The organism is Ligilactobacillus sp. WC1T17 (assembly GCA_900110005.1).
In the GTDB taxonomy this organism is placed as follows: domain Bacteria; phylum Bacillota; class Bacilli; order Lactobacillales; family Lactobacillaceae; genus Ligilactobacillus; species Ligilactobacillus ruminis_A.
Genome location: FOCC01000002.1, coordinates 65,187 through 89,229, shown reverse-complemented (window position 1 = coordinate 89,229; position 24,043 = coordinate 65,187). Strand labels below are relative to the sequence as shown.

At 39.3% G+C, this 24,043-nt stretch carries 29 protein-coding genes; 25 read left to right on the top strand and 4 right to left on the bottom strand.

The annotated features are described in order from the left end of the window. Positions 1-12 precede the first annotated feature (12 nt). From BMX26_RS01600 to BMX26_RS01545, 12 genes are all read left to right on the top strand, one after another. Positions 13-549, top strand: a complete 537-nt coding sequence (locus BMX26_RS01600) for a YqeG family HAD IIIA-type phosphatase (protein WP_075529725.1) — start codon at positions 13-15, stop codon at positions 547-549. Continuing rightward, positions 539-1,657 carry a ribosome biogenesis GTPase YqeH gene (gene yqeH, locus BMX26_RS01595; protein WP_075529724.1) on the top strand — a complete coding sequence of 373 codons (1,119 nt, stop codon included), beginning with the start codon at positions 539-541 and terminating at the stop codon, positions 1,655-1,657. Before BMX26_RS01600 ends, yqeH begins: the two co-directional genes overlap by 11 nt. Before the next feature lie 14 nt (positions 1,658-1,671). After that, complete coding sequence (yhbY, locus tag BMX26_RS01590; RefSeq protein ID WP_075529723.1) at positions 1,672-1,983, top strand: ribosome assembly RNA-binding protein YhbY; 312 nt, start codon at positions 1,672-1,674, stop codon at positions 1,981-1,983. 33 nt (positions 1,984-2,016) lie between these two features. Further along, positions 2,017-2,631, top strand: coding sequence for a nicotinate-nucleotide adenylyltransferase (locus BMX26_RS01585; protein WP_412771389.1), 615 nt, complete (start codon positions 2,017-2,019; stop codon positions 2,629-2,631). Position 2,632: 1 nt separating this feature from the next. Then, on the top strand, positions 2,633-3,220 hold the full coding sequence (gene yqeK / locus BMX26_RS01580) for a bis(5'-nucleosyl)-tetraphosphatase (symmetrical) YqeK (RefSeq protein ID WP_412771388.1): 588 nt from the start codon (positions 2,633-2,635) through the stop codon (positions 3,218-3,220). A 12-nt stretch (positions 3,221-3,232) separates the two neighbouring features. After that, positions 3,233-3,589 (top strand): ribosome silencing factor, encoded by a 357-nt coding sequence (gene rsfS / locus BMX26_RS01575; RefSeq protein ID WP_075529720.1) that lies wholly within the window; start codon positions 3,233-3,235, stop codon positions 3,587-3,589. After that, positions 3,589-4,320, top strand: a complete 732-nt coding sequence (locus BMX26_RS01570; RefSeq protein WP_075529719.1) for a class I SAM-dependent DNA methyltransferase — start codon at positions 3,589-3,591, stop codon at positions 4,318-4,320. The genes rsfS and BMX26_RS01570 overlap by 1 nt, the downstream gene beginning before the upstream one ends. Before the next feature lie 10 nt (positions 4,321-4,330). Continuing rightward, the gene (locus tag BMX26_RS01565) at positions 4,331-5,473 is read left to right on the top strand and encodes a nucleotidyltransferase (protein WP_075529718.1); all 1,143 of its coding nucleotides are present in this window, start codon (positions 4,331-4,333) and stop codon (positions 5,471-5,473) included. An 82-nt stretch (positions 5,474-5,555) separates the two neighbouring features. After that, positions 5,556-6,116: a YceD family protein gene (locus BMX26_RS01560; RefSeq protein ID WP_075529717.1), complete on the top strand. Its 561-nt coding sequence runs from the start codon at positions 5,556-5,558 to the stop codon at positions 6,114-6,116. A 73-nt stretch (positions 6,117-6,189) separates the two neighbouring features. Beyond that, entirely contained in the window at positions 6,190-6,366 is a 177-nt protein-coding gene (gene rpmF, locus BMX26_RS01555) for a 50S ribosomal protein L32 (protein WP_004047302.1), read from the top strand. A 146-nt stretch (positions 6,367-6,512) separates the two neighbouring features. Continuing rightward, complete coding sequence (gene yihA, locus BMX26_RS01550) at positions 6,513-7,109, top strand: ribosome biogenesis GTP-binding protein YihA/YsxC (RefSeq protein WP_075529716.1); 597 nt, start codon at positions 6,513-6,515, stop codon at positions 7,107-7,109. Then, positions 7,109-7,405 (top strand): nucleoside triphosphate pyrophosphohydrolase family protein, encoded by a 297-nt coding sequence (locus BMX26_RS01545; protein ID WP_075529715.1) that lies wholly within the window; start codon positions 7,109-7,111, stop codon positions 7,403-7,405. Before yihA ends, BMX26_RS01545 begins: the two co-directional genes overlap by 1 nt. 27 nt (positions 7,406-7,432) lie before the next feature. Here the strand turns inward: BMX26_RS01545 and BMX26_RS09865 are convergent, their stop codons facing one another. Further along, positions 7,433-7,561 carry an SPJ_0845 family protein gene (locus tag BMX26_RS09865; RefSeq protein WP_412771386.1) on the bottom strand — a complete coding sequence of 43 codons (129 nt, stop codon included), beginning with the start codon at positions 7,559-7,561 and terminating at the stop codon, positions 7,433-7,435. A gap of 134 nt (positions 7,562-7,695) precedes the next feature. On the opposite strand from BMX26_RS09865, the gene uvrC reads away from it, so the two are divergent. The 3 genes from uvrC (at position 7,696) to BMX26_RS01530 (ending at position 12,782) form a co-directional block, all read left to right on the top strand. Continuing rightward, a complete protein-coding gene (gene uvrC, locus BMX26_RS01540) occupies positions 7,696-9,480 on the top strand; it encodes an excinuclease ABC subunit UvrC (protein WP_075529714.1) in 1,785 nt (594 codons plus the stop codon). Between the two features lie 118 nt (positions 9,481-9,598). Then, positions 9,599-10,906: a GTPase ObgE gene (gene obgE / locus BMX26_RS01535; protein WP_075529713.1), complete on the top strand. Its 1,308-nt coding sequence runs from the start codon at positions 9,599-9,601 to the stop codon at positions 10,904-10,906. Between the two features lie 16 nt (positions 10,907-10,922). After that, a complete protein-coding gene (locus tag BMX26_RS01530; RefSeq protein ID WP_075529712.1) occupies positions 10,923-12,782 on the top strand; it encodes an acyltransferase family protein in 1,860 nt (619 codons plus the stop codon). Between the two features lie 28 nt (positions 12,783-12,810). On the opposite strand, the gene BMX26_RS01525 is transcribed toward BMX26_RS01530, so the two are convergent. After that, positions 12,811-13,074: a hypothetical protein gene (locus BMX26_RS01525; protein WP_075529711.1), complete on the bottom strand. Its 264-nt coding sequence runs from the start codon at positions 13,072-13,074 to the stop codon at positions 12,811-12,813. Positions 13,075-13,217: 143 nt separating this feature from the next. On the opposite strand from BMX26_RS01525, the gene rnz reads away from it, so the two are divergent. The 5 genes from rnz to BMX26_RS01500 are packed head-to-tail and all read left to right on the top strand — an operon-like array spanning position 13,218 to position 18,134. After that, positions 13,218-14,168: a ribonuclease Z gene (gene rnz, locus BMX26_RS01520; RefSeq protein WP_075529710.1), complete on the top strand. Its 951-nt coding sequence runs from the start codon at positions 13,218-13,220 to the stop codon at positions 14,166-14,168. Next, positions 14,161-14,973, top strand: coding sequence for an SDR family NAD(P)-dependent oxidoreductase (locus tag BMX26_RS01515; RefSeq protein WP_075529709.1), 813 nt, complete (start codon positions 14,161-14,163; stop codon positions 14,971-14,973). Before rnz ends, BMX26_RS01515 begins: the two co-directional genes overlap by 8 nt. 17 nt (positions 14,974-14,990) lie before the next feature. After that, positions 14,991-15,278 carry a LapA family protein gene (locus BMX26_RS01510; RefSeq protein WP_075529708.1) on the top strand — a complete coding sequence of 96 codons (288 nt, stop codon included), beginning with the start codon at positions 14,991-14,993 and terminating at the stop codon, positions 15,276-15,278. Beyond that, positions 15,275-17,587, top strand: coding sequence for a single-stranded-DNA-specific exonuclease RecJ (gene recJ / locus BMX26_RS01505; protein ID WP_143454840.1), 2,313 nt, complete (start codon positions 15,275-15,277; stop codon positions 17,585-17,587). The genes BMX26_RS01510 and recJ overlap by 4 nt, the downstream gene beginning before the upstream one ends. 28 nt (positions 17,588-17,615) lie before the next feature. Continuing rightward, complete coding sequence (locus BMX26_RS01500) at positions 17,616-18,134, top strand: adenine phosphoribosyltransferase (RefSeq protein ID WP_075529707.1); 519 nt, start codon at positions 17,616-17,618, stop codon at positions 18,132-18,134. 66 nt (positions 18,135-18,200) lie between these two features. Here the strand turns inward: BMX26_RS01500 and yidC are convergent, their stop codons facing one another. Both yidC and BMX26_RS01490 read right to left on the bottom strand, forming a co-directional pair. Beyond that, positions 18,201-19,133 carry a membrane protein insertase YidC gene (gene yidC / locus BMX26_RS01495; RefSeq protein ID WP_075529706.1) on the bottom strand — a complete coding sequence of 311 codons (933 nt, stop codon included), beginning with the start codon at positions 19,131-19,133 and terminating at the stop codon, positions 18,201-18,203. A gap of 60 nt (positions 19,134-19,193) precedes the next feature. Further along, positions 19,194-19,481 (bottom strand): acylphosphatase, encoded by a 288-nt coding sequence (locus BMX26_RS01490; RefSeq protein WP_075529705.1) that lies wholly within the window; start codon positions 19,479-19,481, stop codon positions 19,194-19,196. 141 nt (positions 19,482-19,622) lie between these two features. Here BMX26_RS01490 and BMX26_RS01485 point away from each other — a divergent pair, with 141 nt between their 5' ends. The 5 genes from BMX26_RS01485 to BMX26_RS01465 all read left to right on the top strand — a co-directional run bounded on the left by BMX26_RS01485 (position 19,623) and on the right by BMX26_RS01465 (position 24,000). Continuing rightward, a complete protein-coding gene (locus tag BMX26_RS01485) occupies positions 19,623-20,786 on the top strand; it encodes a hydroxymethylglutaryl-CoA synthase (RefSeq protein ID WP_075529704.1) in 1,164 nt (387 codons plus the stop codon). Between the two features lie 64 nt (positions 20,787-20,850). Further along, the gene (locus BMX26_RS01480) at positions 20,851-21,552 is read left to right on the top strand and encodes a hypothetical protein (RefSeq protein ID WP_075529703.1); all 702 of its coding nucleotides are present in this window, start codon (positions 20,851-20,853) and stop codon (positions 21,550-21,552) included. A gap of 98 nt (positions 21,553-21,650) precedes the next feature. Next, positions 21,651-22,532 (top strand): exonuclease SbcC, encoded by an 882-nt coding sequence (locus BMX26_RS01475; RefSeq protein ID WP_075529702.1) that lies wholly within the window; start codon positions 21,651-21,653, stop codon positions 22,530-22,532. Between the two features lie 2 nt (positions 22,533-22,534). Continuing rightward, the gene (locus BMX26_RS01470; RefSeq protein WP_075529701.1) at positions 22,535-23,539 is read left to right on the top strand and encodes a hypothetical protein; all 1,005 of its coding nucleotides are present in this window, start codon (positions 22,535-22,537) and stop codon (positions 23,537-23,539) included. Beyond that, the gene (locus tag BMX26_RS01465) at positions 23,539-24,000 is read left to right on the top strand and encodes a hypothetical protein (protein ID WP_075529700.1); all 462 of its coding nucleotides are present in this window, start codon (positions 23,539-23,541) and stop codon (positions 23,998-24,000) included. The genes BMX26_RS01470 and BMX26_RS01465 overlap by 1 nt, the downstream gene beginning before the upstream one ends. Positions 24,001-24,043 lie beyond the last annotated feature (43 nt).

The window sequence follows — 24,043 nt, the reverse complement described above, 5'->3', positions numbered from 1 at the left end:
GGAATTAAGAGGATGTTTGCAACATTTCAACCTACTTGGCAAATTGAATCAATCTATGATTTAAAAGCCAGTCAATTGAAAAAAAGAAATATTAAAGCGGTGCTGACCGATTTAGACAACACGCTGATTGCCTGGAATAATCCTGATGGAACGCCGATGCTTCGAGAATGGCTGCAAGAAATGAAAAAAGCGAATATTTTGGTGATTGTTGTTTCAAATAATAACCACGCTAGAGTTAAAAAAGCATTGGCTAAGTTAGATTTGCCTTTTATTTCACGTGCCTTAAAACCGTTTTCGAGAGGGCTGAGGCTGGCTTTGAAACGTTATAACTTGACGAAAGCCGATGTTGTGATGGTGGGTGATCAGCTATTAACGGATGTAGCAGCGGCTAACCACTTTAAAATCCGGTCAATTTTAGTTAAACCTATTGTCGAATCCGATGCATGGAATACCAAGATTAACCGCTTTTTTGAGGGAATCATTAAGAATTATTTAATTAAAAATAATCACTTTGAAACACGATGGGGGCATAAGCTAAATGACAGATAACAATGATGAATTATATTGCATCGGCTGCGGGGCTAAGATTCAAACGCTTGATAAAGCCTTACCGGGCTATACCCCTAAGGCGGCTTTAGAGAAGCGGTCAGACGAAAAGGATTTATACTGCCAGCGTTGCTTTAGATTGCGCAATTACAATGAAACAGCTGACGTTTCGTTAACTGATGACGACTTTTTGGCCCTATTAAACCAACTGGGACAAACCGACGCTTTAATTGTAAACGTGGTCGACATTTTTGACTTTAGCGGCTCAATTATTCCGGGCTTGCACCGTTTTGTGGGCGATAATCCTATTTTACTGGTTGGTAACAAGGAAGATTTACTGCCACGTTCTTTAAGAAGGCCTAAGCTGCGTGATTGGTTGCGCCAATCGGCCAATAAAGTTGGGTTGCGTCCTATTGATGTTTGCTTAACCAGTGCATCTAAAGGGCATCAAATCGATCATTTATTAGAAATGATTGATAAATACCGCGAAGGACGCGATGTATATGTGGTTGGTGTTACTAATGTAGGCAAGTCGACTTTGATTAACCAAATTATCAAACGGCAAACAGGGATTAGTGATTTAATTACCACTTCTCGCTTCCCCGGCACAACCTTAGACCGCATTGAAATTCCTTTCGGCGATGACCACTTTTTGATTGATACACCGGGTATCATCCACCAAAATCAAATGGCGCATTATTTATCGCCAAAGGAATTAAAATTAGCTGCGCCGCAAAAAGAAATTAAGCCGAAAGTTTATCAGCTTAATGCGGGCCAAACCTTATTTATGGGCGCTTTAGCACGATTTGATTATGTTAGCGGGCCCAAACAGGGTGTTGTGGTTTATTTAGATAATAATTTGATGATTCACCGCACGAAAACTGAAAAAGCAGATGCATTTTATACTAAGCATGCCGGTGAGTTGCTTAATCCGCCAACTAAAGAAGAATTAAAGACTTTCCCTAAGCTGGTTCGTTTCGAATTTAAAACGACCGAAAAAAGCGATTTAGTTTTTTCCGGTTTAGGCTGGGTATCGGTTAAGGCTGGCAGTGTTGTGGCTGGTTGGGCGCCTGAAGGTGTTGGTGTCGTTTTGCGCAAGGCAATGATTTAAAAGAGGTAGATAAAGTGAAATTAAGAGGAAAACAAAAACGTTATTTAAGGGCTCAAGCACATAATATGCGGCCTTTATTTCAGGTCGGTAAAGAAGGTTTAACCCCTAACTGGCTGAAACAAATTGAAGATGCAATTGAAAAACGCGAATTATTAAAAATCAATATGTTGCAAAATGCTTTGGTTGAAGATGATGAAGTAGTTGCTTATATTGAAAATAATTCTAAAATTCAAGTTGTCCAAAAAATCGGCCATGTTTTTGTTTTGTATAAGCAGGCTGATAAAAAAGAACATCGGACTTATTCGTTAGAAGTTGCTAAAATTTAGGAAGTGTTTTAATTGACGGTTACCCGACAAAAAATTACGCAAATTAAGGTTCAAGTCCAGCCTTTAAGTTCTGACAATAAAAAAAGAATTGGTCTTTTAGGCGGAACTTTCAATCCAATTCATAACGGCCATTTATTGATTGCTGAACAGGTTAGAAGCCAACTGAATTTGGACAAAGTTTTATTCATGCCTGATAATATGCCCCCGCACGTTGATCAAAAAGAAGCGATTGATGCTAAAAAACGGCTTAAAATGGTCCAATTAGCAGTAATGGATAATAAACATTTTGGCGTTGAAGAGCTTGAATTAAAACGTGGTGGAGTTAGTTATACTTATGACACCCTCAAAGAATTGCAGCTTTTGCATCCGGAAAATGAATACTATTTTATTATTGGAGGAGACATGGTCGCTTATCTGCCTAAGTGGTACCGCATTGATGAATTAGTTAAAATGGTTAAATTTGTAGGGGTGCAACGACCAGGATACCGCCAGCAAAGTCAGTATCCTGTTTTATGGGTTGATGTTCCTAAATTTGACATCAGCTCATCTCTCATTAGGCAAAAGATTGCCCAAGGCGGTTCAATTAAATATTTAGTGCCTGATGCAGTAGCTGAATATATTAGAAAAGAGGGGCTGTATCGTGAATAAGATGGAATTTAGCGGACGTTTTTACGCTGGCGGTAAGGAAGATTTATTGCAGCAAATTAAGGCGGAGTTAAGCGATTTTCGTTACCGGCATATTTTAGGTGTGGGTCAAACCTGCTTTGAATTAGCGCAAAAATATGGTGTTGATGCCGAACAGGCCATGATTGCCGGTTTCGTACATGATTATGCCAAAGAAAAAAGTGATGCGCAGTTTATTGAAAAGATTCATGCTAAGAACCTGCCTTTGGATTTGCTCAATTGGGGCAATTTTATTTGGCATGGTGTGGTTGGTGCTGAATTTATCAAAGACGAACTCCATATTACTGATGAAGCCATCCTAAATGCGGTTAGAAGACATACGGTGGGAGCTCCTTTTATGACTGTTTTAGATAAAATTGTCTATGTCAGTGACTATGTTGAACCTAATCGTGACTTTCCCGATGTAGAAATGGCACGTGTTTTGGCCTATAGCGATTTAGAGCAGGCGGTCATTTTTGAAACTAAGCATACTTTGCAATATTTAATGAGTACCAATGCAAAGATTTACCCTGATGCTATTTTGACATATAATGCATACGTTGCAAAAAAATAAGTGAGGTATTTTATGGATAGTAAAGAATTATTAGAAGTTGTTGTTAAGGCTGCTGATAGCAAGCGGGCCGAAGATATTGTAGCTTTGGATGTAAGACAGGTCAGCTTACTAGCTGATTACTTTGTTATTATGCAAGCTGGGTCAGAACGTCAGGTCAAAGCTTTAGCTGATATTATTGAAGAAAAGGCTGAAGAAGCTGGTGCTGATGTGCGCGATATTGAAGGTAAAGCTGGTGCTAACTGGATTTTACTTGATTTAGGCGATGTAGTTGTACATGTCTTCAAAGAAGAAACCCGTCAATTCTATAATTTGGAAAAATTATGGTCGGAGGCACCAATGGTCGATTTGACTAATTGGATTGATGATTAATGATTTATACGACTTTTGCCAAGCTATATGATGAATTAATGGATCCAGAGATGTATGAGCAATGGTTTTTATTTGCGAAAAAACATCTTTCCTTAGATGACCACATTTTAGAGCTTGCTTGTGGCTCTGGACGGTTAGCCGTAATGTTGGCACAAGCAGGTTATCAGGTTGAAGGCTTTGATTTGTCAGATGAAATGCTGGCTTTAGCAGCAAATCATGCTGATGATGCCCAAGTAAATCTGCCTTTATATCAAGGTGATATGTGTGATCTAAGCGGGCTGGCAAAGTATGATAAAATTACCTGCTTTGCTGATTCATTTTGTTATTTGCCTGATCAAAATACTTTGAAAAAAGCTTTTAAGCAGGCGTTTGACCATTTAAATGATCAAGGACAACTACTTTTTGATGTGATTACTCCTTTCCAAACAGATACAGTTTATCCGGGTTATATGTATAATTACACGGACGAAAAGCAGGCTTTTGTGTGGACGAGTTATGAAGGTGCATTTGAACATAGTGTTGAACATGAATTAACCTTTTTCATTTGGAATCCCCAATTAAACGCCTATGAGCGGTTAGAAGAGTTGCATCATGAAAGAACTTATGTCTTAAAAGAATATATGTCTTTATTAGCAGAAGCTGGCTTTAAGCAGGTAAAAGTCAGTGCTGCTTTCGGACAGCAGGAAATAAAGGCAGATACTACCAGATGGTTTTTTGTCTGCCAAAAATAGGAGTGTTAGGATGCAGATCGCAGGTGTAATTGCTGAATATAATCCTTTCCACAATGGACATCGGTATCAGTTGGCACAAATCAGGCAAATGGCGCCTAAGATGCCAATTGTTGTGGCTATGAGCGGCAATTTTTTACAGCGTGGCGAACCCGCTTGCCTTGACAAATGGACGCGGGCTAAGGAGGCCATTTTAAATGGCGCTGATTTAGTCGTGGAAATTCCGGTGGCCGCCTGCATGCAGCCGGCTGACCGTTTCGCTCAAGGTGGGATTGCCGTCCTTAAAGCTTTAGGAGTCAGTGATTTATTTTTTGGTGCCGAACATGCAGATTATGCTTTTTTGGACTATGCTAACAAAGTTTTAACCATTAAAGGCGATTTTAAAGCTAAAAATAAATCTTATGCGCAAATGTTTCAAGAAGCTGTTACACAGGCAGTCGGTCATAGTGTAGACCAGCCCAATGACTTATTAGGCTTATCCTACGCCAAACAAATTGTAAAACTTAAGGCAGCGATGAACCTCCACCCGATTCAGCGCGTAGGTGCTGCTTACCATGATGAACACATTGGCAACTTGGCGCAAATCGCCAGTGCGACGGCAGTCAGGACAGCTGTTTTGTCTGGCAATGAAGATCAAATAGCGGCGGTAGTTCCAGCGCAAACTGCTCACGATATTCAAGCAGGGCCTTTTTTAGCGTGGGATGATTTTTGGCCTTATCTGCAATATAATTTGATTAACCAGCCGATTGACGCTTTAGGTGCGATTTATGGCATGGCTGAAGGAATTGAATACCGGCTCAAAGAATGTGTCTTAAAAGCTGAAGCGAATTCTTTTGAGCAATGGCTGAAATTAGTGAAGAATAAGCGGTTCACTTATACACGGCTTTCACGGTTAGCGTGTGCTATTTTACTGCATTTGACACCCGATGATGTTATTAATTATCAAAAGGCACCGTATGCTCGTGTTTTGGCTTTTAATCAAAAAGGGCAGGAAGTATTGCACGCTGCCAAAAAAACCGAAGATTGCCGACTGTTGGCTAAAATTAGTCAAGATGACCGTAAAAAGTTCTTTTTGCCGGATTATCGCGCTGGTAAAATTTATCAGCTTCAAAATGGGCATGAGCAGGATGTAAAACGCGCGCCCTTGCGTTTTTAGTCTTGCCGTCAAGTAAAAAGACTTGACAAACATCATTAAAGCAAGTTATAATAGTATCTGTTGCATTAGGAGGATAGACATCATGAAATGGTCGCTGAACGAATTAAAGCAGACTGCTGATGAACCTTTGATGTTTGAGGAAACCTTAGACCTCAAAGATAATTTAATGTCTAGACGTAAAGATTTGCTCGATGTAGCTCCTGTTTACGTCAAGGGTGTTATTTCACTTGACAGTTTAGGCCTTTGTGCTTATGTAAAGGTTAAAGCCATGCTTAAATTGCCGTCTTCAAGGTCACTTGAACCGGCTGATTTGAGTTTGGATTTTGATTTTACTGAGCATTATGTTAGCCAGCATGAACATGATTTGTCGCGCTTTGAGGATACTGATGTCGTGATTGTAATGCAAAACGACATTTTAGATTTGGATAGCGCGGTTTGCGATAATATTTTATTGCAGATTCCTATGCAGGTTTTAACTGAAGCCGAACGTAACAGTGAAGTACAGCTGCCACAAGGTGAGCAGTGGACGGTTATGTCCGAAAGTCAGTTAAGCACATCTCGGAAAGATGAAGACGGTGTTGACCCGCGTTTGGCTAAATTAAAGGATTTTTTTGATAATTCGCAGAAAAATTCCCAAGATTAGTTGCATTTTTCGGGAATAACAAGTACAATTCTTTTTGTTGAGTATTTTTTGAAAGTAAAAGGAGGTGTCCTCGATGGCTGTACCAGCACGTAAAACATCTAAGACACGTAAAAGATTACGTCGTACACACTACAAATTGTCAGTACCTGGCATGAGCGCATGCCCTAACTGCGGTGAACTTAGAAAGTCACACCATGTATGCCCAGCTTGTGGTTTCTACGGTGATAAAGAAGTCGTAAAGACAAAGTAATGCATAATTAAGTCATTTTTAGGGACCATGGCCCTTGAAATTTCTTAAGCAAGAAGGCACCTCGGACATTTTGTCGCGGGGTGTTTCTTTTTTTTAAGCTTTCGTTTACAATAATGTAAGACTGTAAGAAAGGCGGCAAGAGCTGTATGCAAGTTAATAATGTTGAAATGACAATCAGTGCTGTTTCACCTGCACAATATCCTACGGAAAATTTTCCGGAAATTGCGTTGTCAGGGCGGTCCAATGTTGGTAAATCATCACTGATTAACACCCTGATTAACCGCAAAGGCTTGGCACGGACGTCTAGTCAGCCCGGCAAGACACAAACGCTGAATTTTTATAAAATTGAAAATGAACTCTACTTTGTCGATGTTCCCGGTTATGGTTATGCAAAAGTATCCAAAAAAGATCGTGAAAAATGGGGGCAAATGATTGAGCGTTATTTTTCAGACCGTAAGCCTTTAAGAGGGGTTATTTCTTTAGTTGATGGACGCCATGAACCGACTGAGCTTGATTGCCAAATGATTGATTTTTTGCATTACTATGATTTGCCGATTTTAGTGTGCGCTACGAAAATCGATAAAGTTCCGCGGGGCAAATGGAACAAAGTCGAAAGTCAGATTAAAAAGAAGCTTGATTTAAATGCCAATGATGAACTGATTTTATTCTCGTCAGTTACTAAAACTGGTAAAGAAGAAGTTTGGCAATGGATTAAAAAAATGAGCGGAATCGAGGATAAATAATGGAATTCAACGAGTATCAAGATAAAGCGAACCGGACCTTGTATGGAAATGAACAGGTTTTGACTAATTGTGCTTTAGGCTTAGCAGGTGAAAGTGGCCAATTGATCGATTTAATCCAAAATTATACTTTTATGGGTAAGGATTTGGATAAAGATCAGCTCATTGATGAAATGGGTGATGTTTTGTGGTATTTATCGCAAATTGCACAATGGGCTGATATTGATTTTGATGATGTTGCCAAAACCAATATCGAAACTTTAAATAAGCGCTATCCCAACGGATTTACGGGATTATAAAAATAAAGGCTGGAAAATTTCCAGCCTTTATTTTTTAGGTTTATCTTTTTTGTCAGTTTCTTTTGGTTTGACAGCAGGCTTTTTTTCCGGTTCAATAGTCGCAAATTGGTCAAAAAGCTTGTCTAAATCAGTTTTGCGGTTAACTGTAAGTCCCATAAAATCACCTCTATGGCAAGCATACCAAATTTATCTAATAAAAGGCAATTAAAAATGTCTAAATTTACGTAAACTTATTTATAAGCTGTAAAAAGGAAGTCATGTTATAATCAAGCATGAAATGAGTGATAAAAATGACAACACAGCATATTGAAAATAAATTGAAACTGTTACCGGATAAACCGGGCTGTTATTTGATGAAAGACCTCAATGCTAACATTATTTATGTTGGTAAAGCCAAAAATTTAAAAAACCGTGTCCGGTCGTATTTTAAAAGTTCGCATACCGGTAAAACAGCTAAATTAGTTTCTGAAATCCGTGATTTTGAGACGATTATTACGTCTACAGATAAAGAAGCTTTTTTGCTTGAAATTACTTTAATTCAAAAACATAAACCTTATTATAATATCAAGTTAAAACAGGGGACCGGCTACCCTTATATCAAAATCACCAATGAACGTGATCCACAAACACTTATTGTCAGCCAAATCAAAAATGATGGTGGAACGTATTTTGGACCTTACCCTAATGTGTACGCTGCCCAAGAAACGCTGCAGCTGATTTGGCGGGTATATCCTTTGCGGAGGTGTTCTGGAAAGCAAAAAAGGCCATGCCTTTATTATCATATGGGACAGTGCTTAGGGGCTTGTTTTAAAGAAGTACCGGTTAGCGCATATGAGAAAAATATCCGTAAGATAAAATCTTTTTTGCACGGCAATGTTGCAACCATAAAAAAAGAATTGACGCAAAAAATGCTGCAGGCGTCGGAAAATTTGGAATTTGAAAGGGCCGCTGAAATCAGAGACCAGATTCATTATGTCGAAGTTACGGTTGAAAAACAAAAGATTATTTCAAATGACAATACACCTAGAGACTTGTTCAATTTTTATATGGATAAGGGCTGGATTTCCATTCAAATTTTCTTTATTAGGCAAGCGCGTCTCATGAAGAGGGTCAAGCGGCTTTTTCCTTGTGTTGATTTGCCTAGTGAAGAATTAACGTCATTTATTTTGCAATTTTATAACCAAAAAAACCGTTTATTGCCTAAAGAAATTCTTGTTCCCAAAGGCATTGACGGACAAGTTCTGAGTGAGATCTTGCAAGTGCCTGTTAGAACGCCTCAGCGGGGGCAAAAACGTGACTTAATGGAGATGGCAGAAAATAATGCCAAGCTGGTGTTAGAAGAAAAATTCCGCTTATTAGAGCTGGATAATCGCAAAACGGTAGGAGCAATGAACGAAATAACAGCCGCTTTAAATATTAAGCCAGGCCACCGCATTGAAGCATTTGATCACTCGCACTTACAAGGTGAAGATTTAGTGTCGGCTATGGTTTGTTTTATTGATGGCAGGCCTGAAAAAAACTCCTACCGCAAATATAAAATTAAATCAGTCACCCATGCTGATGAAGCGCAAAGTACAAGAGAGGTTATCTACCGGCGCTATAGCCGCCTGCTCAAAGAAAAAAAGCCTTTGCCGGACCTTATTTTAATGGATGGGGCTCAAATTCAAATTGATGCCTGTTTGGATGTTTTGCGTAATCAGTTGGGTTTGCAGATACCGGTTGCGGGTATGGTTAAAAATAAGCGCCATAAAACGGCTGATTTAATGAATGAAAAGGGTGAAAAAATTGGCCTTGACCCGCAAAGCGAAGGCTTTTATCTTTTACAAAGAATCCAAGATGAGGTGCACCGCTTTGCCATTACCTTCCACCGGCAGGTTCATAGTAAAAATTCGTTAGCTTCACGGCTAGATGAAATTAAAGGGGTTGGACCTAAAACGCGCAATAAATTGCTAAAAAATTTCGGTTCACTTAAAAAAATCGCTGAAGCCAGCGTAACTGAACTGGAAGCGGTGGGAATTAGTGAAAAGACCGCTCAGCTGATTAAAGTCAGTCTAGCAAATTCTGAAAAATCTTGAAAATGCTTTGACCAAGGACATGAAAACTGTTATATTAAAGCATGGTGTGGTTAGTGATTAACCAATAGACAGTTAAGGATCTGCTCGTAAGCAAGAAATGAAAGTAAGGATGAAATAAATGTTTGTAGATCAAGTTAAAATTCAAGTTAAAGCTGGTAAGGGCGGCGATGGTGCCGTGGCCTTCAGGCGTGAAAAATATGTTCCAAATGGCGGACCGGCGGGTGGCGATGGTGGCCGTGGCGGCAGTATCATTTTAAAGGTTGATGAAGGCCTAAGAACATTGATGGATTTTCGTTTCCATCGTATTTTTAAAGCTAAGTCCGGCGGAAATGGGATGATTAAAGGTATGTACGGCCGCGGAGCACAAGATACTTACATCGCTGTTCCCCAAGGGACAACCGTTACGGATGTGGAAACGGGTGAAGTCTTAGGCGATTTAGTAACACAAGGTCAAGAATTGGTCGTAGCTAAAGGTGGCCGTGGCGGTCGTGGAAATATCCACTTTGCTTCAGCTAAGAATCCGGCACCTGAAATTGCAGAAAATGGTGAACCGGGAGTTGAACGGACAATTAGCCTAGAATTGAAGGTTTTGGCGGATGTTGGTTTAGTTGGTTTCCCATCTGTTGGCAAATCAACGCTTTTGTCAGCTGTAACGAGTGCAAAACCTAAGATTGCCGACTACCACTTTACGACTTTGGTGCCAAATCTTGGGATGGTTCGGTTAGATGACGGACGTGATTTTGTGATGGCTGATTTGCCCGGCTTGATCGAAGGAGCTTCTCAAGGTGTTGGGTTGGGTATCCAATTCTTGCGGCACGTTGAGCGGACAAGAGTTATTTTGCATTTGATTGATATGTCAGGGATGGAAGGACGTGATCCTTTTAAAGATTATCAAAAAATCAACGCTGAACTAAAAATTTACGATCCTAGGCTTTTAGAAAGACCGCAAATTGTGGTTGCTTCCAAGATGGATATGCCTGATTCCAAGGAAAATTTGGAAAAATTCAAGGCAAAATTGCAAAATGATGATACTTTAGCTGAAGTTCCGGAAGTGATGGGAATTTCAGCTGTTACGCACCAAGGCTTGGAGGCCTTGATGCTTCGGACAGCCGATGTTTTAGCTCAAGCGCCGGCCTTTGAGACTTTAGATGACCAGGCTGAAGCTGCTAAGAAAGCTGAATATACTTTTGCAGCTGAAGATGAAAAGCCGTTTACTTTGACTCGTGATTCCGATGCTGTTTGGATTTTGTCAGGTGAAAAATTAGAGAAACTCTTCAAGATGACCAACCTTGACCACGATGAAAGCATGATGCGGTTTGCGCGTCAATTACGTGGAATGGGCGTCGATGAAGAATTGCGGCGCCGTGGTGCCAAGAGCGGCGACATGGTAAAAATTAAAGACTTTGCATTTGAATTTGTGGAATAATTTAAGGTGAGCTATTGTGGGGAAGAGAATTAAAAAAAGCAGATATATTTCAGGCTTAGATGGTTTGAGGGCTATAGCTGTGATTGCCGTTATTTTATACCATTTAGCCCCCTTTAAATTTCAAGGCGGCTTTTTAGGTGTACCGATTTTTTTTGTGGTTTCAGGTTATTTAATCACTGATCTATTGTTGATGGAATATCAGCAAAACGGCACCATTGATGTTGTGGGATTTTATGTGCGCCGAATGAAACGGTTATATCCTGGATTATTAGCTGCTCTTTTAGGCGTTAGTGCTTATGTTACTTTGCTTGTTCCTGGATTTATTAAAAATCTCAAACAAGTTGTGGCAGCAAATATGCTTTATGTCTATAATTGGTATCAGGTTTTTCACCATGAATCATATTTTGATAAATTTGGCAACCAATCGCCTTTTACCCATTTGTGGTCGTTGTCAATCGAAGGGCAGTTCTACCTTGTGTGGCCGCTCTTAGTTTTAATTTTGCTTAAAGTGATTAAGCACCGGCAGCCGATTGTTGATTTAATTTTGGGACTGATTTTATTTTCAGCCTTAGAAATGGTTTTTTTATATCAACCTCAATTAGATCCATCACGGGTTTATTATGGAACCGATACGCGGATGTTTGCCATCTTAATGGGAGCTTGTTTAGCCTTTGTATGGCCTAGTGCTGCTTTGAAGCGAACTTTGCCGGCTAAACCACGCCTGGTGTTAGATGTCATTGGACTAGGCGCTTTTTTGGCGATTATTTTGATGTTTATGAAAATGATCGGCCAAAATGGGCTGGTTTATCGTGGCGGGATGTTTTTTTTAACGTTGGCAGCGGTGATTTTGGTAGCTACAGTAGTCCATCCTGGTGCTGACATGAATGCTATTTTTACCAACCCGTTGTTCCATTGGATTGGAACGAGAAGTTATGGGATTTATTTATATCAATACCCTGTAATGATTTTTTATGAAAATAAGGTTCACAGCATCGGCGATCATCCAGTGCTCAATGGTTTGATTGAGGTGACTATTATTTTGGTCATTAGTGAATTATCTTACCGTTATTTGGAAAGGCCTTTGCAGCATTTTGACTATCGGCATCCTTTTGATTTTATCAGGGAAATTATCAAAAAGGATTCCGTTTATGGCTGGAAGAGAGTTTGGGTGGCAGTCTTTTTAGCCATTTTTGTTACAGGTGTCGTGGGTTTGCTTGCGCCATCATCCCAGATGGAATCGTCAAAAGTTGATAGTTCACAACAATTAGCTAAACAAATCGCTAAAAATAAAAAGCAGATTGCCAAGAATAATAAGGCTGCTAAACAAGCCTCTACAAATCCTGCTAATAGCCAGCCCAAAAAAACACAGACAGCTTTAACACCAGCTGAGCAGCAAAAGGCGCAAACGTTGGCAGTAACATGTGTGGGCGATTCGGTGATGGCTGATGCGGCACCAAAAATTCAGGCTATTTTCCCGCAAATGTATGTTGATGCTAAAGTAGGACGGCAGGTTGCTGAAATTATTCCCTTACTCAGCAGTTTAGCTCAAGCAGGCAAATTGGCGGATAAGGTTTTAATTAGTGAGGGTACCAATGGCCCTTACGATGAAGATACAATGGCACAGATTATGCAGATTTTGGGCAGCAAACGTCAGGTTTACTGGATTAATGTGTTCGTACCGACACGCAGCTGGCAAGATCAGGTTAATAATGATTTAAAGCGTGATCAAAAGAAGTATCACAACTTAAAGGTGATTGACTGGTACAACTACAGTAAAAATCATGCTGATTGGTTCTATGAAGATCATATTCATCCTAACCCGACAGGCGCAGAACATTTCAGTACCTTTACAGCTAAACATATTTTACAAGATTAAAAAAAGACGTCGCTTTAGCGACGTCTTTTTATGTAATAATGAGTTTATCGTTTTTGATGGTAATGCCAAAAACGTATCGTGGTTTGGTTTGCAAAAAGTAGAGAAGCTTAGTTTTGGGAGAATATTGGCGTAATTTAACTGTTAGTTCAGTTAATGTCATAGGCTTTTTAGTGGTTAAACAAACCAGGCCCAACTCATTTTGGCGCAGGAGGCCGAGCGGTTTATCTTTGAGATATAGAGGTAAATCGGGCTTGAAATCAGCCGTAATTTGTAAAAAATCTTGAATTTCCATAAAATCACCTCTTTTATTTTACCAAAAAAGCGTTAGGTGATTTAGTTTGTTTTTAAGACATTTGATGATAAAATAAGTTAGTCAGAGGTTTTGAGGGATGAAACTTTCTTAACCCCATATTATATAGAATAGGTTGGATTTACATGGAAATTGAATTTTTAGGTACAGGAGCGGGCTCGCCGTCTAAATTTAGAAATGTTTCATCATTGGTCTTGAAACTGCTGGATGAAAACAATTCAGTTTGGATGTTTGATTGTGGTGAAGGCACGCAGCACCAAATTTTACGGACGAATATCCGTCCCCGCAAAGTTGATAAAGTTTTTATCACCCATTTGCATGGAGATCATTTATTTGGCTTACCTGGCTTTTTAAGTAGCCGCTCCTTTCAAAGCGGTGAAGAAAATCGGGCTTTAACGGTATATGGTCCTAAAGGGGTGGCTGATTTTGTGAAGGCCAGTTTGAAGGCTTCACAAACGAAATTATCATATCCATTGCATTTTGTTGAACTAACTAAAGAAGGCTTGGTTTTTGAAGATAATAAATTCAAAGTAACCTGCCGTTTTTTGGACCATAAAATCCAATGCTTCGGTTATCGTATTGAAGAAAAAGATCATCAAGGTGAACTTTTGATTGCTAAATTGCGACAGGAACAAGTGCCGGAAGGACCGCTTTATGGTCAACTAAAGGCTGGAAAACAAGTCACCTTACCTGATGGACGTGTCTTAGACGGCAAAGATTATCTAGGAGCACCCCAGCCAGGAAGAACCATCGCCATTTTAGGTGATACCAGACAAACACCGTCCATCTTAGATTTAGCGAAAAATGCCGATGTTTTAGTGCATGAATGCACTTTTGGCAAGAAAGATGCACGGTTAGCCCGTAATTATTATCATTCAACGTGTATCCAAGCAGCTAAAGTGGCGCAAAAAGCACAGGTTAAAAAATTGCTGTTAAACCATATTTCTGCTCGTTACATTGGACCTAGTTTGCATCAATTAGAAAAAGATGCCAGGGCTGTTTTTGATAATTGCCGCATTGTTAAAGATTTTGACACATATGAGATTCCTTTTAAGAAAGGTGATAGTAATGACTAAAGGGTACCAACAATTAAAAAATTTAACTGGTAAAGTAGCGTTGATAACAGGGGCTTCATCGGGTATGGGTGAACAAATCGCCTATGAATTAGCTAAAAAAGGTGCCATTGTAGTTTGCTGTGCCAGACGGCTGGACCGCTTAGAAGAGGTGGCAGCTATTTGCCGGAAGATTTCGCACCAAGAAGCTTATGCGTTTGCGGTTGATGTTTCAGTGCCTAACCAAATTGAGAAATTAGTCGAAAAAGTTGAAGCGACAATTGGACCAATTGATGTTTTGGTTAATGATGCTGGTTTTGGCTTGATGGAAAAGGCGCTGGATTTTGACATGACAATTGCGGAAAGAATGTTTAGAGTCAATGTTTTAGGCTTAATATATATGACCAAATATACGGCTTTACACATGGCTGAACGCAAGCGGGGAGCAATTATTAATATTGCCTCGATGGCCGGCAAAATGGCCACACCTAAATCTTCAGTGTACTCAGCTACCAAATTTGCGGTTTTAGGTTATTCTAATGCTTTAAGATTAGAATTAAAGCCTTTAGGAATCAGTGTTTTAACCGTTAACCCCGGACCTGTACGGACTGATTTCTTCAATATCGCTGATGAATCAGGCAAATATTTAGAATCAATCAGTAATATGGCTTTGAATCCAGAGATTGTAGCTAAAAAAGTCGTCAAAACGATCGGTACCGCTAAAAGAGAATTAAATTTGCCAGGATACATGGAAGTGGCGCACCATCTTTACCAGATGTGCCCATATTTAGGCGATTATTTAGCGGGAAGTATCTTTAATAAAAAATAATAGTAGGGGATGTTTTTTTGAAAAAGCAGGGACGCTTGATTATCAGTACTTTAATCGTGTTATTAGTGGTCATCTTTGCCTGGCTCAATGTGCAAAAAACCACTATCAATTTTGGTGTAACCAAAGTAACAATGCCGTTGGTGATTGTTTTAGTGCTGGCCTTTTTATTAGGCGCTGTGGTGGCTGTAATTGTTTCCTATCAAACAGTTAGAGAACAGCAAAAAGAAATTTCATCATTAAAGAGCAAGGCTGATTTAAAAAAGCAAGTTGAACCTGACACCAAAAGTGAGGAAAATGAAAAGTGACTTTAACAAAATATCGCTGGGAAAAAAGTACATCAGACCAAGCTAAAAGCCAAATGCTGGCAAAACAATGCCATCTTTCCCCGTTACTAGCCCAATTGTTAATCAATCGCGGCTATCAAGATCCAGTTGCAGTGGAAGCTTTTTTAACCCCTAGTCCAGAAGACTTGCACAACCCTTTTTTGATGCATGATATGCAAAAAGGGGTTGACCGTATTCAACAAGCAATTATGGAAGGGCAGAAGATTACGATTTATGGTGATTACGATGTCGACGGTATTACCAGTACGGCCATTATGTATGAGGCTTTAAGCGATTTAGGAGCAGATTGCGATTATTATATTCCCAACCGCTTTAAAGACGGCTATGGCCCTAATAAAGCTGTATACCAGCAGCTGATAGATCAGGGAACACAATTGATTGTGACGGTTGATAATGGCGTTTCCGGGGCTGAAGCAGTCGCTTTGGCTGCTAAGCAGGGTGTTGATGTAGTTATTACCGACCACCATGAATTACCGGAGCAATTGCCTGATGCTTACGCGATTATCCACCCGCAACTGGCGGGCGGTGATGGACCTTATCCTTTTAGCGGCTTATCCGGTGCTGGGGTGGCTTTTAAAACGGTAACGGCCCTCTTGGAAGAAGTACCGCAGGATGCGCTTGATTTATGCGCATTGGGTGCGATTGCTGATGTGATGCCTTTGGTGGATGAGAATCGGGTTTTAGTCAAATATGGACTAGAGCAGCTGCGGCATACGTCGCGTTTAGGTTTGCTGGCTTTATGTCAAAGCTGCAATTTAGAGCTTGACCAAATTGATGAAGAAAAAGTTGGTTTTGTGATTGCACCTAATTTAAATGCGATTGGCCGTTTAGATGATGCTAGTTGTGCCGTAGAACTGTTAACAACACTTGATGAGTCACAAGCGCAGACAATTGCTGAAAAGATTAAAGATACCAATGAAGAACGCAAGAAATTGGTCGATACTATTAGTAAGCAAGCTTTAGAAATGGCCCAGGACAATCAAAAACCTGTCAATGTTATTTATCACGATAATTGGCATTTAGGTGTATTAGGTATTGCGGCCAACCGGGTCATGGAAAATACCGGCAAGCCAACCATTTTATTAACCAGGACTGATGAGGGTTTGCTTAAGGGCTCAGGCCGCTCAATTGAAGCTTTTAACCTGTTTGCAGCCATTGACCCGCACCGCGATTTGCTGGAAAATTTTGGGGGTCACCATATGGCCTGCGGGCTAACGTTAAAAGCGGAAAATATGGCTTCATTTGAAGAAGCTTTAGCTAAAGAAGCCCAAAAGCAGAATTTGTCTCAAGCACCAAAAACAGCTAAATTAGTCGATGCAGTCATTTCTTTAAAAGATATTACACCGGAATTTATTAAAAGTTTTGATATCTTAAAACCTTTCGGCCTAAAAAATCCTAAGCCAATCTTTGCTTTCAAGGACTATACTGTAGTAGACGGTAAAGCTATCGGGGATGGAAGCCACTTGCGGCTTGGTTTGACGACATTAGATGGTCAAGAAACAATTAACGCCTTAGATTTTGGATTAGATCAAGATATTGAAATGGTACTTAAACAAGTGGGCCAAGTAGAATTTATCGGTTCTTTGAGTATTAATATTTGGCAGGAAAAAGAATATGCGCAGATCATCATTGAAGACCTTAAAATAAATCAGACGGCGGTGCCAAGCCTGACGATTATGCGGCCGGAAAGTTTGAAAAAAAGTATGTTTCAAACTAAAGCGACATATGTTTTTTTCACCAAAGAATATTTCTATCAGTTAAAGCCTTATATAGCAGGGCAAAGCGTTTTGGTTAGCCGTAATTTACCAGCCCAAACGGTAAAAGAAGCAGTGTTGGTTGATGGCCCAATTACCAAGGCTCAATTGAAGCTATGTTTTGACCGGATTACCGCTGAGCAATATACCGTCATGTTTTATCATAAACAGTCTTTTGGTAGTTATCACTTGCCAAATCGGCAAATCTTTGCTAAAGTTTATCGGGCGGTAATAAATTTAAAGGCATATCCATACCAAAAATTGCTGGACGAATTGACAGTTAAACTGCAAATTGAAAAAAATTGGTTGATTTTCATCTTGCAGGTGTTTTTTGAAGCAGGATTTGTTAAAATGGATAATGGGTCTTTAAGCGGAGTTGCCACGGCACCTGCGCATAAATTAGAAGATACAAGAATTTACTGCCTAAAAAAGCAGCAATTAGAAATGCGGCAGATGCTTGCGGCTAAGTCAGATGAAGAGCTTAAAACTTGGCTGTTGGAATATATTAAGCATTAGCCGTGAAGATGAAAGGAAGAATTTACTAATGGCATTAGATTTAAACAACTATATTGCTACTATCCCTGATTATCCTGAAAAAGGAATTATGTTTCGTGATGTAACACCTTTGATGGCTGACGGTCAAGCATACCGTCAAGCAACAGATCGCATTGTGCAATTTGCTAAGGATAAAGGCGTAGAAATGGTTGTTTGTCCTGAAGCTCGCGGCTTTATTGTAGGCTGCCCGGTTGCTTCTGAACTTGGAGTTGGTTTTGCACCTGCACGTAAAGCAGGCAAGCTTCCACGGGAAACAGTTAAAGCTGAATATACTTTGGAATATGGTACTTCAGCTCTTTACATGCACAAGGATGCGATTAGGCCTGGTCAAAAAGTTTTAGTTGTTGATGATTTATTGGCTACTGGTGGTACAATTGGTGCCACGATTGATTTAGTGCAACAATTAGGCGGCGAAGTTGTCGGCTGTGCCTTTATCATCGAATTAAAGGATTTGCATGGTCGTGATAAACTTAAGAATTACGATACTTTAGCTTTGCTTGAATACTAAAATAAAAGCCCCCGTCTAAATTAGGCGGGGGTTTTAAATTAGACAAGGGTTAAACCTTGTCTTTTTTTAACGCTTGCGTCGGGGTTGTTTACCAGCATTGCGTTGCTTTTTAGGACCTGCAGTCGTTTGGGTGTTGGCTGCTTTTTTAGGAGCAGGTTTGGAATCTACCTTTGGTACTTCTACTTTAGCAGGTGCTTTAGGCGGATTTTTTTTCATTTCAGCGGCAATTTCAGCCCGAATACGAGGCCGCATAAAGTTGATAATTAAGGTTTGTAAGCAGGCAAAAATCCCGCCCACAAAGAAGTAAAGACCTAATCCGGCTGGGGAAACCCAAGTCATAAAGGTAATCATCAAAGGACTGATAATCATCATGCTTTGCATTTGCTTTTTTTGTGCTTCCGGTACGCCCAAAAGCGAAATCCAACCTTGCAAAGCATAAATCGCAAAGGTTACCAAAGCTAAGATAAAGTCGTTTTTTTGCCCTAAATTAATACCAAAGAAGGCATATTTAGATAAAGCGGGTGAATATTGGATGGCCGCGTACAAAGCTGCAAAGATTGGCATCTGAATTAGCAGGGGTAAACAGCCGATACCGCCGGTCATCGAAATGTTATTTTCGCGGTAAAGCCGCATCATTTCTTGGTTGATAGCCATTTTTTCGGCTTCAGTTTGAGCAGCTTTTTGTCTTTTAGTGATGTCTTCTAATAAAGGCTTAATGTGAGCCATCCGTTCTTGTTGAATGGTGGCATTTTTGGATTGATTAAGCATGATTGGCATCAAAATTAAACGGACGATAAAGGTCAATAAAATAATTGCCCAGCCCAAACTATTGCCCATCAAATGGGTCAGCCACATCAAAAAGTGCTGTGTTGGAATGGCCATATTTTCATAAACCCAGCCGTATGGTTTGCCAGAAGAAGTGCGTTGAACACATCCTGACAGGACCATTGAAGCGGTCAATAAGGCTGGCAATAGGGCCAAAAGCTTTTTGTTCTTCAAAATATCATTATCCTTTCATCTACACTATCTTTATAAATATATCCTAATCTGCAAACATTTTCAACCTTTATCAGCATAAACCACGTTAAAGCGGGTGTATGATTTGGGCTGCATCGATGCTATAGAAAAAGAATCTACCCGGCCGGCTGGCGTAGGTGAATTTTTGATTCCTTCAATAAAGCGACTTAAGGCATCTGTATCATCGCTTTGTGCTTCAATATAAACGGATCCGTCAGGCATATTTTGAACCTTGCCTTTAATTTTAAGTTCATTTGCCAAGATAAGGGTCATATAGCGAAAACCGACTCCTTGAACTAAACCGTTGACTGTCATTTGATATGCTTGCATAATGTTCCTGCTTTCTTTTCGATTCTTCTTTAATTAATTATGGGACACTTTTTAAATTTTGCAACTAAATATTTGCTCGTTTGAAAAAATAAGCATGATTAGTTAAACTAGTATTAGTAAAACAGTAAGGTAGGAAACAATATGCAAATAGGAATCGATAAATTAGGTTTTTATACATCTGATTTATATGTCGATATGGCTGAATTAGCCCAGGCACGTAATGAAGATCCCAATAAATATTTAATCGGAATCGGACAAGCAAAAATGGCAGTTATTCCTCCCACCCAAGATGCGGTGACTTTAGCGGCTAATGCTTGTTCAAAAATCTTAACAGAAGAAGATAAAAAGCAGATTGATCTGGTTATTTTTGCGACCGAATCAGGTATCGATAATTCAAAATCCTCGGCTGTTTACCTCAGCCGTCTTTTAGGTCTTTCACACTATTTGCGCGCAGTTGAGTTAAAGCAGGCTTGTTATGGTGCTACAGCTGCTTTGCAATTGGCTAAGGGGCACGTTGCTTTGCATCCTGATAAAAAAGCACTGGTTGTTGGAGCAGATATTGCTCGTTATGGTTTACATACCAAAGGCGAACCAACCCAGGGTGGGGGAGCTTGTGCCATGGTAATTGCTGCTAATCCGCGGATTTTAGCTTTGGAAGATACTTGCAGCTATTATATGGATGATGCAATGGATTTTTGGCGTCCTTTCGACCATACGGAAGCTTTAGTTGATGGTAAATTTTCGGCTAACATTTATGTTGAATTTTTCCAAAAAGTTTTTGAAGCATATCAAGCTCAAACAGGAATTCGAATAGAAGAATTTAAGGCACTTTTATTCCATCTGCCATACACTAAACAAGGCTTAAAAGGCTTAAGAGCCGCTTTGGCGGGGGTTGATCCACTGGTGGCTGGCAAATTGCTGCGGCAATTTGAATTTTCACGGCAATATAGTCGTCAAGTAGGTAATTTGTACACAGGCTCACTGTATTTAGGTCTGCTTTCCCTGCTTAATTTGTCTGATTCTTTAAAAGCACATGAACGGCTAGGATTGTTCAGTTACGGGTCAGGAGCGCAAGGCGAATTCTTTAGCGGCTTATTAATGCCTGGTTTTGAAAAAATGCTTGATCCTGTTTTCTATGAACAGCTGCTAGCTCACAGAAAACAGGTTAGTGTAGCTGAATATGAACAAATCTTCAGTGCTTTGGATATGCGAGCTAAAGATTTAGTGTTGGACGTAAGCCAAGATCAAGCACCGTTTGTTTTTACAGGAATTAGCGAATATCAACGCCAATATCTTGCCAGATAAATAATAAATAAAATCGCTCTTTTTTGCGTCTTTACTAATAGATGGAAAAAAGGGGGATTTTTTTTTGAAAGCAGTATTTTTAAATAAGGGGCAACGGCAATTATTTGTTAAATTAACCCAGCTTAGTTTGCGCATGGAAACAGAGTATCGTTTGTTGCGGTCTTTGATGGGAAAAAAGCCGTCTTTGTTGAATTTGAGGGCTAAGTATCTAAACCGGGCTAAAGGAAGCCATAACTTAGCTTTTCAAATGACACTCAATTTGACACTGTTGGCACTTAAAAAGGGCTTTTTCCCCAAAAGCGGGTTAGCCAGTGGGGTAATTATCGACTTGCCGCAGCAAATATTATTTGAAATAAATGGTGAAATTTATCGTAAAGAAATCCGTTGGCAGACAGCTTCAATTAACTTGGAACCGGAGATTTTACGGCTGGGCAATAAGATTTTATGCCAAAAATCAAGCGGGATTTGCCTAGCTTATTTTGAAAAATTGAGTAAAAGACAGCTGCGACAGTTAAAAATACGTTATCAAAAGCAGGCTAAAAGCAAATATTTGACCATTTCGGCCCGGCAGCTTGTGGAAAAAGCTCCCAAGATGCTTTATATTGTGGTTGAAATGCAGGCTTTAGGGAGATACCAGGCTGAACAGCAACTTTTTTTGCACGCTTTAATTTGGCAGTGCCAAAAGTGTCAGCAGCAATATCAGCTTTTTTATGAAAATGTCCGGCCCAAAACAGAGCTTAAGCAACTAGCGGCACTGTATAATTAAAAAAAATATAAAAATAATAAAATTGTCTACGATTTCTTCTTGGTTCACGCTAAAATAGTTTTATAATTAAGGTGATTATGAAGAATCGAGGAATAGCAATGAGTAATTCAAATCAATTTACACTAGTGGATCATGGCCAAGCTACGAAAGCTTTGGCGATGGTCTTGAAAAATAAAACCGACTATCTCCAAACTTTGGCTCAAGCTGTAGCCAACCAAGATGATCGGCAGGTTTATCAGCTAATTAATGGTGAAAAGTATGCTACTGAAATTCAAAAAGCCCGTCATATTCAGGCTGATAAGGCTAATGAACAATTGGTTGTGGATGCCAACGATTATTTGAGCGATTATTTAAGTCAAAAATTAATCGCCTTTTTAAACGAACGATATCCTTTCTTTTATTTTGAAGAAACCGGTCGGGGCCACTTCCAATTTTACTTTGGCAATTGGTGGGGAAGACGTTTATTCGGCACACTTGATGTTTTAAATGTGGCTTTTGTTTTTGATGAAGAAGAGTACCAAAAATTAGCCCGCTCTTTTGAATTTGAAGCGCAAAATAAGCGTTTAAACACTGATACGATTGAACGTTTGTCACAAGAAAACGATGAAATTAAGGAACTTTTGGATTCAAAAAATGCTCGTGATGCTGAACAAGAGCGGATTCGCCGTAAATTAAAAGACTTGAATCAAATGAAGGTTATGCCTTGGGAAGCTTCTAAGCAAAGGGAAAGAAAACAGCAGCTGGAAGATGAATTAAACCGTTACGAAAAATTAGATGCTAAAGTATTTGATGGATATCAAAGAATCCATGATAACGAAAAAAAGATTTTAGCTTTATCAAAAGAAGATACTTTACTAGGGTATGAAAAGCAAAGTATCTTGGCCAAGTTTGGCAGCTTTGCTGATTTTGAAGCGCAAAATAAAGTTTTATATCGTGATTATATTGCAAATTTAATTGCACATGATAATCAGGAGGTTTAATTATGAAATTAGAAACAGTGGTTTTTTATCCTCATGAATCAGAATTTGATGTTGAATCAGCCGGAGCTTTTGCGCCGGCCCAATCGACGGCCGACCGTTTGGTTGAATATAATCAGCAATTAAAAGATAATTTAAATGCTGGCCTTTATTTCACCGAAGTTTTGGATACTTTAATTAAAACGGACGATGTCAATGAATTGTTGAAAGCTGTCCAAATTTTAGCCTCCTATCAGCTTGATAGCAGCTATTTAGTCTATCCGCTGCAATATAGCCGTGCTGATTTTTATTTGATTTTTGTTAACCGTCTACTAGGTTTGCATGAAGACGAAACGATTATTTTGCAATCCAGTGAACAAAAGCAAAGTTTATACCATGAATTTCCAGGCATTAATGACCGGGGGATTTTTAAATTTGCAGTTAATCCAGCCAATAATCAGCAGGCTTTTTATGTTGAAGAAAAAACCGGCTTGAGGTTATTTTTCATTGATTTTGAAAAAAAGCAATTGTACTTCAATAGCCAAGATTTAACTAAATTATTATTAGTCAATTATCGTGATCAAGTTCAAAAACATATTTTAAAGCATTTTGAGAGGTATTTAGTAGCTTTAGGTCAATATCTCCAAGCCGATTATGGTTATGAAGTGGACTTTAACTTCTTTGATGCCACATATGATAAGCTTTATCAAATGCAAACCGCAACTGATCCTGATGATGCGCTTGATAAGCTTTTTGTCAAAAGTTCGCAAGCTGGCTTGATGCTTATTTCCGGTATGAACGGGGAAGCGGTGCTAAAGCTTAAGGGCCAAGTTGTTTTAACCTTGTTCAACAAGGATTTAGTTCAAGCTACACAGCCTTGCTGGGTAATGAAAGTTGATGACCCTGATAATCAGGTCTCGTTGTTTGATTTGTTAGTTGATAACGATTTTTTGGTTGACTGGTACTTGGAAAATGAAAATGATGTGCAAATTAGGTGTCATGAAGTTTTTATGGAAGCAGATGATAAGTGATGGATATAGCTGCGATGGCTAAAAGGGCGCTGCACCATTATCCGCGCCAAGTTATTCCTTTAAAAAAATATAGCGACCAAGAACGTTTAAATGGATTATACACTGACTTGTTGTGTTCTTTGAGTGACTTGATGGAAGTATCAAATAAAGGCTCAAATCCAGAAAAATATCAAGCATATGCAAAAGTATTATTGGCCTTTTTTATGATTTCCAATGAACAAAAGACCAGTTATAAACTGTTATTATCAGACGAAGAATTGCAAAAGATGCGCGCTAAATGGCAAAGCCAGTCTTTTAACGCCGTTTATTTAATCGCTGTCCGTTTATTGGAAAAAAGTCACTTTGAGCACCAGTTGAGCGATTTTGTGCGGGCTTGGCATGTTATCTTAAAATATGGCTTGGTTGATTTGGCTTTAGACGAACAAAAAATTGTTGCTTATTATAATGAACTAACAGCTTGAAAAAAGTATCTGCTTTACACAGCAGATACTTTTTTGTTTTACA